The 11,097-nt window shown below is 38.6% G+C and carries 6 protein-coding genes; 2 read left to right on the top strand and 4 right to left on the bottom strand.

Annotated elements, in window-relative coordinates; all coding sequences use genetic code 11:
• Positions 1-829: 829 nt before the first annotated feature.
• The 4 genes from ACQKNX_RS23670 to hutH all read right to left on the bottom strand — a co-directional run bounded on the left by ACQKNX_RS23670 (position 830) and on the right by hutH (position 7,299).
• Entirely contained in the window at positions 830-2,686 is a 1,857-nt protein-coding gene (locus ACQKNX_RS23670) for an SLC13 family permease (RefSeq protein WP_427431000.1), read from the bottom strand.
• A gap of 143 nt (positions 2,687-2,829) precedes the next feature.
• Positions 2,830-4,098 carry an imidazolonepropionase gene (gene hutI, locus ACQKNX_RS23665; RefSeq protein ID WP_427430999.1) on the bottom strand — a complete coding sequence of 423 codons (1,269 nt, stop codon included), beginning with the start codon at positions 4,096-4,098 and terminating at the stop codon, positions 2,830-2,832.
• Positions 4,095-5,765: a urocanate hydratase gene (gene hutU, locus ACQKNX_RS23660; protein WP_427430998.1), complete on the bottom strand. Its 1,671-nt coding sequence runs from the start codon at positions 5,763-5,765 to the stop codon at positions 4,095-4,097. Before hutU ends, hutI begins: the two co-directional genes overlap by 4 nt.
• Before the next feature lie 19 nt (positions 5,766-5,784).
• Positions 5,785-7,299, bottom strand: coding sequence for a histidine ammonia-lyase (hutH, locus tag ACQKNX_RS23655; RefSeq protein WP_427430997.1), 1,515 nt, complete (start codon positions 7,297-7,299; stop codon positions 5,785-5,787).
• 206 nt (positions 7,300-7,505) lie between these two features.
• Here hutH and ACQKNX_RS23650 point away from each other — a divergent pair, with 206 nt between their 5' ends.
• Together ACQKNX_RS23650 and ACQKNX_RS23645 are read left to right on the top strand one after the other, a co-directional pair.
• Positions 7,506-8,969, top strand: a complete 1,464-nt coding sequence (locus tag ACQKNX_RS23650) for a helix-turn-helix domain-containing protein (protein WP_427430996.1) — start codon at positions 7,506-7,508, stop codon at positions 8,967-8,969.
• 336 nt (positions 8,970-9,305) lie between these two features.
• Positions 9,306-10,835 (top strand): catalase, encoded by a 1,530-nt coding sequence (locus ACQKNX_RS23645; RefSeq protein ID WP_340821327.1) that lies wholly within the window; start codon positions 9,306-9,308, stop codon positions 10,833-10,835.
• Positions 10,836-11,097: the final 262 nt, after the last annotated feature.

Genomic DNA, 11,097 nt, shown 5'->3' with positions numbered 1-11,097 from the left:
CTCCATAAAAGAAATTTGATTAGCTCAAATTGTTTTGCTGGCATCAATTTTGATGTCCAAAATTTTGTTTCGTTCACTAACGAAGTTAGCTAATAGAAACTATATTGATTACGTTTTGCTTGTTCAGTTTTCAAGGTTCATTTTGTTGCATTTTGTTTTCAGCAACTTTTATATAATAACATTTTTCAATATTCTTTGTCAACAACTTTTTTTGAGATGTTTTTCTCTTTTCAGAAGCGACAACTTTTATATCTTATCACTCCAAGGTGTTGATGTCAACACTTTTTTTGTGATGTTATTTAAATTTTGTAGTACTTAATGTTGAGTCGTCTTAGCGACATTTAATAATTTATCACGATTCTATAATCTATGCAAGTGTTTTTCTACAAAAAATATTAATTTATAAAAAATACTTCATTAGTAAGCTATTAAAGGTATCATTGTTTTTTAAGTTCACATGAGAACCTTCCTATATATAGGTTTTTGTATATTTATAATCTACTTACACGTTGGAGCATGTGTTTACCACATATGTTAATACGGTCAACCACACAATATATAAAGGATATTTTCATAATATATTTTGAATACCTTTTTTTCGTTAAGATTACTTTCTCATTTTTTCTAGAACAGGTTCGCAAAAAAAATTCACCATCACTTAGCTATTCCCATCCCAATTTCCCCTTCTACTGATATAACCATTCTTCCTTTTCTATCAATTTTCTTTTTTAAATATATGCTGTCCACTGTGGCATAGCAAATGCCACAGCGAACAGCATATATTCAGATCAGCAATGTCTAACGTCTGAAATTCAGCAAAACATAAAATTTAAAACGGAAAAAAGAACGGAACTGCTAACATCATTACAATAAACATAACAACTTGTAACGGTACGCCAATCTTTACAAAATCCATAAATTTATAGCCACCCGCCGTCATAACAAGTGCGTTGGTCGGGGAGGCAATTGGCGTGGCAAACGCCATACTCGCTGCAACAGCTACACCAATCATAAATGTTGTAGGATTTGCATCCATTGCAATCGCTGCATTCATAGCAATTGGCGCAAACAGAACAGCAGTGGCCGTATTACTAATAAATTGGCCAAAAATTACTGTTAATATATATATCCCTATCAACACCCCATAAGGACCGTAGCTACCGAGAGCATCAATAATACCATCTGATAAAATAACCATTCCGCCTGTTTTTTCTAGTGCGGTTGCCATTGGAAGCATCGCTGCGACGAGCACAATACTTTCAAAATTCATATTACTATACGCATCTTCCATATTTCGTAAACAGCCCGTTATAATCATCAAAACCGCTCCTATCATAACGGAAATCACAGCCGGAAAAACTTCAAACGCCATTAATCCAATCATCAACAACATAATCGCACCCGCAATACCAGCCTTACCAGTAGCTGCCGCAACACTCGCATGCTCCTTCGGCTGACCAACTACAACAACATCCTGCGTCTCTCTAGCAAGCACTAATATTTCATCCCATGCACCTTGCACTAAAATGGCATCCCCAAATTTCAACTTATGCTTAACCATATCCTGTAGCTTATAGCCACCTCTATGGTTAATACCAATAATATTGAGATTATACTTTTCACGGAATCCAAGTGAACTTACTGTTTCATTAATGAAACTAGAATTTGGTGTTAATAAGACCTCCGCAATACCAAGGTGCTTTGTTACTAATTCATCCGCCTCATTCTCTGTTAATTCCTGTATCACTAAACCATAATCTGCAGCCAAGCAAGCAATATCCTCTTCCTCACCTTGTACATAGAGTTCATCTAAGGCATGTATAACACTTGTTGGACCCGCCATTTCTTGATAAGTCATAGGGAGTAAATTGATACCATCCTGTGATTTACGTTGAATTTTCATCATACAGAGCGCGTATTTTGCAGGAAGCTTTAATTCTGCTAGTGATATGCCGATAATGGTAGAATCTTCAGGCACAAACATTTTAAACAGTCGATTGTTTAAATCATATTGTTTAACAATTTTCTTTGGCGAGAGCTTGTAACCAGAAGATGTTTGTGTTTTATTTTTATCATGTGGTAGCAATATATTGCGCACGAGCACCAAATATAAAATCCCCGCAATCATCCCAACAATGCCAATGGGTGTTACCTCAAAAAACCCTAGCTTCTGATAGCCACGATCGACCAAAAGCTGACTGACAATTAAATTTGGTGGAGATGCAATTAACGTCATTAACCCCGATAGACTAGCTACATAAGAAAGTGGTAGCAAAAACTTTGAAGGACTTTCTTTCATACTAATTGCAATACTAACAACAATAGGCATCATTAAGGCGACTGTCCCCGTATTACTCATAAAGGCACCTACAGAGCCTACAATGATGAGCAATAATACAAATAGCTTTAACTCACTATTACCCGACCATTTCATTAATAATTGTCCAGCCATTGCCGCAAGCCCTGTACGCAGTATACCCGCGCCAACAACAAAAAGTCCCGCGATCATAAGAACAACTGAATTTGAAAAGCCTGCTAAAGCTTCCGCAGGTGTTAAAATATCAGCGATAACAAATGCGAGAAGTGACACGATAGCAACAAAATCAGCGCGCACTCGATTTGTCATAAATGCAAAAATCGTCATTCCTAAAATAAGAAATGTTAATGTAAGCTGCACGTTAAACATTCCCTTCTATCTATAGTAACAACTATATTCTATACGAAAAAAAGCATAAATAAAGGATCTCTCCCTATTTATGCTTTTTCTGTAATATTTAATTTGTAAATACATGCACAATTACTATTAACTCGCATCGAATACCTTGTCTGCTATAAAAGAATGCCATCACGTACTACGACTTGCCCTTTTTTAATAACAGTATGCGTATGATTCATGCCATAAAAATATTGTAGTTGCTTGTAATTAGCAACGTCCAATATAATGACGTCAGCTTGCTTCCCTGCTTCAAGTGTACCAATTTCATGACCTCTATTAAGTGCACAAGCAGCATTAATCGTCGTAGCAGTTAACACTTCCTCTAGTGTCAAGCCCATATGCATACAAGCTAAATTCATAATAAATGGCAAACTCATTGTCGGAGATGAGCCTGGATTAAAGTCTGTTGAAATAGCTACAGGTACCCCTTCATCAATCATCAAACGCCCTCTTGCAAATGGCGCGCGCAAAAAGAAGGCAGTTCCAGGTAGCAATACCGCAATCGTACCAGCTGTAGCCATGTTTTGAATTCCTTCATCAGAGGCTACTAACAAATGCTCTGCCGAGATAGCTCCCACTTCAGCGGCTAACTCCGCTCCATTATAAGGCTCTATTTCATCAGCATGTATTTTCGGTGTCAGCCCAAGCGCTTTGCCAGCCTCTAAAATACGTCGGGATTGCAGTGGAGTAAATACCCCTTTTTCACAAAATACATCGTTAAATTCTGCGAGCTTTAGTTCTGCCACTTTTGGCAACATATGATGAATAACAACATCGACAAATTCATCTTCACGACCTTTAAAATCGCGCGGCACCGCATGTGCGCCCATAAAGGTACTGATGACGTCTACAGCATGTGTGTCTTGTAGCTTTTTCGCTACCTCCAATTGCTTCTTTTCTGTTTCCCAATCCAGACCGTAGCCCGATTTTGCCTCAACGGTTGTAACTCCATGCTTTAAAAATACATCTAAATGTTGCATCGTCTTTTCATATAAAGCTTCAAAACTGGTTTCTCGCGTTCGCTTTGTCGTAGCATGAATGCCACCACCAGCATTCATAATGTCCATATAAGTGGAACCGTTAAGTCGCATATTAAATTCCTGCTCACGTGTACCACCATGAACTAAATGTGTATGACAATCCACTAAACCAGGCATCACAATCTTCCCAGTAGCATCAATGACATCTGCTTCCTCCACTAAATGCGGGAAATCGATTGCTAACTGCTCATAAGACCCAACAGCGACTATACGATTTTCTTGTAACAATACACTACCATCTTCTATTACAGCGATTTCTCTCATTTGTTCTTTTATTCGAGGACCTGGCACCTCACATTTTAACGTAATGACTTCATTCGCATTTTTAATCAAAATGGTCATTTTACATCATCCTTTAACATCGGCATGCGGACACCTTTGTTCTTTGCCGTATTAATAGCAATTTCATAGCCTGCATCCGCATGGCGTACAATGCCCATTCCTGGGTCGGAAATCAACACGCGTGCAATTTTCTCAGCTGCTAGCGTTGAGCCGTCCGCCACTAACACTTGACCTGCGTGCTGAGAATAACCCATTCCTACGCCTCCGCCATGGTGGACACTTACCCAGCTTGCTCCACTCGCCGTATTGACAAGTGCATTTAAAATCGGCCAATCTGATACAGCATCTGAGCCATCAAGCATTCCTTCTGTTTCACGATTTGGGGATGCCACAGAGCCAGAATCTAAATGGTCGCGACCAAAAACAATTGGTGCAGATAACTCACCATTCGCTACCATTTCATTGACCTTCAATGCAAAGCGATGTCGATCACCATAGCCTAACCAGCAGATACGCGCAGGTAGCCCTTGCCATTTCACCATTTTTTGCGCCATATCAATCCAATTGACAAGCCCTTCGTCTTCCGCAAACATTTCTTTTGCTAAAGCATCTGTTTTATAAATATCCTCTGGGTCCCCAGAAAGGGCTGCCCAACGGAATGGACCCTTACCCTCACAGAACAGAGGACGAATATATGCTGGCACAAAGCCTGGGAAGTCAAAGGCATTTGTGACACCCATCTCTTTCGCATAAGCACGAATGTTATTACCGTAATCAAATACTTCTGCACCTGCCTGTTGAAATTCAAGCATTGTACGAACATGCTCTGCCATCGTTTCTTTTGCCTTTTGCTCATATGTTTTAACATCTTTTTTACGTAATTCTAACGCTTCTTCAAAGGTCATGCCATTCGGTACATAACCATTAATCGGGTCATGTGCAGATGTTTGGTCCGTCACAAAATCCGGAATAATTCCACGATTCAGTAGCTCCCGATTAATATCCGCGCAGTTGCCGACAAGACCAATAGACGCAGGCTCTTGCTGATCACGTAATTTATTGACTAGCGCAATTGCTTCATCTACTGTCTCAACAAGATAATCACAGTAGCCCTCTTTTATTTTGCGTTCTATGCGCGCACGTTCCACCTCAACAACTAAAATGACTGCACCAGCCATTTTCCCAGCTAAAGGCTGTGCACCACTCATGCCGCCCATACCACCAGTAAGAATGAATTTACCACGTAAATCAGCAGTACCAAACACTTTCTTCCCAGCCTCTACAAACGATAAATATGTTCCTTGTAAAATCCCTTGAGCACCAATATAAATCCAGCTACCAGCTGTCATTTGACCATACATCATTAAATCACGGTCTTCTAGCTCGTAGAAGTGCTCCCAATTCGACCATGCAGGCACTAAGTTTGAATTGGCTATTAAGACGCGCGGTGCATGTTCATGTGTACGGAAGACAGCTACTGGCTTTCCTGATTGAATAAGAAGTGTTTCATCATTCTCCAATTCTTTTAAAGAGGCTATGATTTGTTCGTAGCTTTGCCAGTTCCGTGCTGCTTTACCTATGCCTCCATATACGATGAGCTCATCAGGATTTTCTGCAACTTCAGGATCCAGATTATTCATCAGCATGCGCATTGCCGCCTCTTGTGTCCATCCTTTACAAGAGAGCGCTGTTCCCCTTGGTGCACGAATCGTTGTTGGTGTTTTCATACTGTCATCCCCTTTGCTTTTATTTTGCTAACATTACTAAATCATCACTTGCCAATAAGTACTTCGCCAATGCTTCAATTTCATCGCCGATAGGTTGATCTGCTAATAATGGTGGACAGAATTCACGTACTTTTTCTAAATATGATCTTGTTGTCGGAGATAATTGCTCTTCCGCCTTGTCTAAATGAATAGCTTGCGAAGCACAAATCATTTCTATCGCAATCACCCGTGCAGCATTGTGTACAATTTGTCGCACTTGTCGAGCGGAAGTTGTTCCCATGCTGACATGGTCTTCCTGATTCCCTGATGTTGGAATAGAATCCACGCTCGAAGGATGTGCCAGCACCTTATTTTCGGATACAATCGAAGCAGCCGTATATTGTGCAATCATAAGCCCACATTCAATACCTGGATTTGTTGCTAAAAATGGTGGTAAGCCATCATTAAGCTGAGGATTAACCATACGCTCTGTGCGTCGTTCCGAAATATTAGCCCATTCACTAACCCCAACCTTTAAAAAGTCCATCGCTAACGCTATTGGCTGGCCATGGAAATGACCTCCCGATACAACTTCTCCATTTTCTAAAACGATAGGATTGTCTGTTGTAGCATTCATTTCAGTTTGCACACGTTGCTCGGCATAGAAAAATGACTGCCAAGAAGCACCATGTACTTGTGGAATGCATCGAAGCGAATATGCATCCTGCATCCGAATTTCTCCCTGCTTCGTCACACGTTTACTACCCTCAAGCCATTTTCTAATACGCCCACCTACAAGCTCTAATTCCGGATGTGGTCTTACAGCTAAAAGTGCAGGATCAAATGCATTGGTAATACCTTTTAATGCCTCTAACGACAGACTCGCTGCCATATCTGCGGCAAGCCCAATACGCTCTGCTTCATTCAATGTCAAAGCACCAATTCCTGTCATTGCTTGCGTACCGTTTACAAGAGCTAAACCTTCCTTCGCTTGTAGTCTTACAGCTGATAGGCCTGCTCTTTGTAACGCGACACCACCCGTCATAAGCTCCCCGTTGAACTCAGCTTTTCCTTCACCTACAAGCACTAAAGCTAAATGTGATAACGGTGCTAAATCCCCACTTGCTCCAACCGAACCCTGCGATGGAACGATTGGATGTACACCTTTATTGATGCAGTCTAGTAATAGTTGCAATGTTTCTTGTCGAATACCTGAAAAACCACGTGCTAATGCATTTGCACGTAAAATCATCATCGCACGCACAACCTCAGTTGGCAGTGGCTCTCCAACACCTGTTGCATCCGAGCGCAATAAATTCAACTGCAATAACTCAATATCCGATTCTTCAATTTGTATATTACTTAGTTTGCCAAACCCTGTATTAACGCCATAGATTACATGCCCTTCAGCTAAACGTTTTTCAATCCGTTCCCTACTTAATTGAACACGTTTCGTACTTTCAGCACACAGTGCAACCGTAGCCTGACCTCTCACGATTTCCTCAACTTGTTGTCTCGTTAACGTATTGCCATCAAGTTCGATGATTTTTTGCATACGATATCCCCCTATTCTTAACAGCATATGTAATTTAAAGAGTAAAAAAAATAGAATTTCTCTATATCCATTGTACAAACTACCTTTTTCAGAAAATATAGAATTTTAAAAGAGAAAATAGGAATTATTTCAGATTTTTATGTTATTTTTATTAATATAATCGTAATAATTTACGAAACTAGAATATTTTACGAAAGGCTGATTCCATGCGACTGTTATTAATTGATCGAGATCTTACAGAATTGTCAGGCATACGATGGTTTTTACATACATACTTTCCTGGGGATTTATCAATTGAGATGTGTTCAACTATTTCCGAGGCCACAAAGAGCATCCAACAATTTGCGCCAGAGGTCATTTTATTAAATATTGATTTGCTGCCTAATAACCGTTTAACAGCTCTTTATGGTCTTTTACAAAAGCATCCTGGCAAAATACTCGCGATAACGACAGAGCCATTATTTAAAAACGCTTTAAAAGCAATTGATTTACAGGTGGCGCATCTTTTTGTAAAACCAATTGATTTAGAAGTGTTGAAGCAGAAACTCACTGCTATTTCTCTTCATACACCTCAAATACAAAAAGCGATTCCTGATGCTAAAGACGAATCTTTTTATTATCAATTATTTTTAGAAAGTACAACAAGCTCATTAACAACAAATATTCAATTCACGATGATTGAACCTGAGCATTCAGAAACATTAAATAAATTGTACATATGGCTCCAACAAACACCTATTTTTTATCAAATGAGCATTTATCCATTATCAGATACAATTATCTGCTTGTTTCAAACAAGCGATTTAAAAATTATTGAAAAGGATATTCGTACATTACTAAAAGAATGGCAAATGACTAATAACGGTGCGCTGAATATAGGGATTTATGATGGTAAGCCAACAACTTTAAAAGATATGTATGCTTTAACAAAACGTGCCCTTCTTCAGAGTTTTTACGAAGGCTTTGGCCATATTTTTTATGCAACTAAACAATATCAAACACAGCCCTTAGATCCTTTACTCACACCAGAGGAACAACAGCTACTTATTAAGAGTTTAGAGGAAGGAAATATCGAGGCAGTAAAAGCATTTTTATATCGATTATCAAATGGAAGTATTTATTACGAGCAAGATGATTTACGCATTCATCTAACAAGTGTATTAGCACAAATTCGCCGCTTTATGTTGAAATATAAACTTCATGAGAAGGCTGCTATTGAACAAAACTATCGTCAGCTTTTTCATTTAATTATTGAACACCCGATATTCTATACAATTCTCAATGGCATTATTTTATTCACCCAAAGACTTATTGAATTGGCAAGAGAAGCTCGAATGGAAAAAAAAGCAGACTATGTAGAATTAGCTTTAGATATAATCGAGCATCAATACCATGACAGCGAATTATCCTTACCTTTTATCGCCCAAAAGCTAGGTATTAGTCCCAATTATTTAAGTACTATATTTGCAAAGAAGCAAGGCCAGCCATTTAAACGCTATTTACAACAAGTTCGTATTCAAAACTCGACCAAAATGCTTATTGAAACGGATTTTGCAATTAGTGAAATCGCACTTTTAAATGGCTTTGATGACCCAAATTATTTTAGTAAATTATTTAAACAGCTAATAGGGACTACACCTAATCGCTATCGCAAAGGTTGGAAGATCTAATGAGAGTGCGTTCTATATCGATTTTCAATTAGCCCGTTCTATTTTCAATATAAATAGTAAAACAAAAGAAATTACTATACTTCCAACAGGTTAATACTTATATAATAGTAAATCTCAATTTCCTTCAAAACGACTGAAAACACTATAGAAATAGTGAAAACAAACTAAAAAAACTATGTATATTTTTTGAAAAACACGCATATATTTATACTTTATATCTCGCAAGATAAATTCTTTAACAATAATTATTATAATGTACTAGAAATTCTATTTTATATTTGTTATAGTTATTTACGAGGAGTTTGACTCACAATATTTTTCAGGAGGTAAACTAATATGACAAACGCAAATGATCGTAGCCGTCGTTTTACAACAGCAGGTGGTGCTCCAGTAGTAAGCAACCACGACTCTATGTCAGCAGGTCCTCGTGGTCCTCTTTTACTTCAAGATGTATGGTTAATTGAAAAATTAGCAAACTTCAACCGTGAAGTTATACCTGAACGTCGTATGCACGCAAAAGGTTCTGGAGCTTTCGGCACATTTACTGTTACGCATGATATTTCTCAATATACGAAAGCAAAAATCTTCTCTGAGATTGGGAAGCAAACGCCAATGTTCGCTCGTTTCTCAACTGTAGCGGGGGAACGCGGGGCTGCAGATGCAGAGCGCGATATTCGTGGTTTTGCACTTAAATTCTATACTGAAGAAGGTAACTGGGACTTAGTTGGTAACAACACACCTGTATTCTTCTTCCGTGATCCGTTACACTTCACAGATTTAAACCATGTAGTTAAGCGTGACCCACGTACAAATATGAAAAACGCAAATTCTAACTGGGATTTCTGGACTTTATTACCTGAAGCGTTACACCAAATTACAATTGTTATGTCTGACCGTGGTATTCCAACAGGTTACCGCAATATGCATGGTTTCGGTTCACACACATATAGCTTTATCAATGCTCAAAACGAGCGTGTTTGGGTGAAATTCCACTTCCGCACAGAACAAGGCATTAAAAACCTAACTGGTGCCGAAGCAGCTGAAATTATCGGTAAAGACCGTGAATCATCACAACGTGACTTATATGAAGCAATTGAAAAAGGCGATTTCCCTAAATGGAAAATGTACATTCAAGTCATGACAGAACAACAAGCTCGTGAATTACCTTATAACCCATTCGATTTAACAAAAGTTTGGTATAAAAAAGATTTCCCACTAATTCCAGTTGGTGAATTCGAGTTAAATAAAAACCCTGATAACTACTTTGCAGAAGTAGAACAATCATCGTTTGCACCATCTAACATTGTGCCTGGTATCAGCTACTCTCCAGACAAAATGTTACAAGCACGTATTTTTGCTTACGCAGATGCAGCTCGCTATCGCTTAGGCGTAAACCATCACATGCTACCTGTAAACGCACCAAAATGTCCATTCCGTTCATTCCACCGCGATGGCGCTATGCGTTTTGATGGTAACCTTGGTTCTACTTTAAGTTATGAACCAAACAGCTATGGTGAATGGGAGCACAATTTAGACTATAAAGAGCCACCATTACGTATTGATGGTCATGCTGATATCCACGACTTCCGTGAAGATGACAATAACTACTTCGAGCAACCGGGTAAATTATTCCGTCTTTTATCTGCGGAAGAACAACAACGATTATTCGAAAATACAGCAAACGATATGGCTACTGTTGAAGAATTCATTAAACGTCGTCACATCCTACACTGCTATCTAGCTGATCCTGCATACGGTGAAGGTGTAGCAAAAGCAATGGGTCTTTCATTAGATGGAATGAATCTTTCTAACCCATATGTAAAACAAGAAGTAAAACCAGAAGTAAAACAAGTAGCAAACATTTAATATTCCACTTTATTGATATCCAATATTGCTTGCCGTCACTGGCAAGTAGACAAAAGGTAGCGAGAATTAATTTCTCGATGCCTTTTGTCATTTTTACTCCGTTTAATTGCTAGTTCCTTTGAGTTTTCCCAATAAGCTTTATAACAAGGAGCTATCATGGAAGACTATCTTACACATTTTAATCTTCCTTCGTTCTAAAGCTTTCTCATCTGTCACAAAAACAGATACTGTAATATTCCGTTTACTATTCAGTTGATTGGAG

Origin of the sequence: Lysinibacillus sp. NPDC093712 (assembly GCF_050280025.1) — a bacterium.
Lineage (GTDB): Bacteria > Bacillota > Bacilli > Bacillales_A > Planococcaceae > Lysinibacillus.
This window is presented reverse-complemented; position numbering and strand designations above follow the sequence as displayed.

Coding starts and splice junctions, on each gene's coding strand:
- hutI (WP_427430999.1), bottom strand. CDS start 4,098: ATGACCATTTTGATTAAAAATGCGAATGAAGTCATTACGTTAAAATGT.
- ACQKNX_RS23670 (WP_427431000.1), bottom strand. CDS start 2,686: ATGTTTAACGTGCAGCTTACATTAACATTTCTTATTTTAGGAATGACG.
- ACQKNX_RS23645 (WP_340821327.1), top strand. CDS start 9,306: ATGACAAACGCAAATGATCGTAGCCGTCGTTTTACAACAGCAGGTGGT.
- hutH (WP_427430997.1), bottom strand. CDS start 7,299: ATGCAAAAAATCATCGAACTTGATGGCAATACGTTAACGAGACAACAA.
- ACQKNX_RS23650 (WP_427430996.1), top strand. CDS start 7,506: ATGCGACTGTTATTAATTGATCGAGATCTTACAGAATTGTCAGGCATA.
- hutU (WP_427430998.1), bottom strand. CDS start 5,765: ATGAAAACACCAACAACGATTCGTGCACCAAGGGGAACAGCGCTCTCT.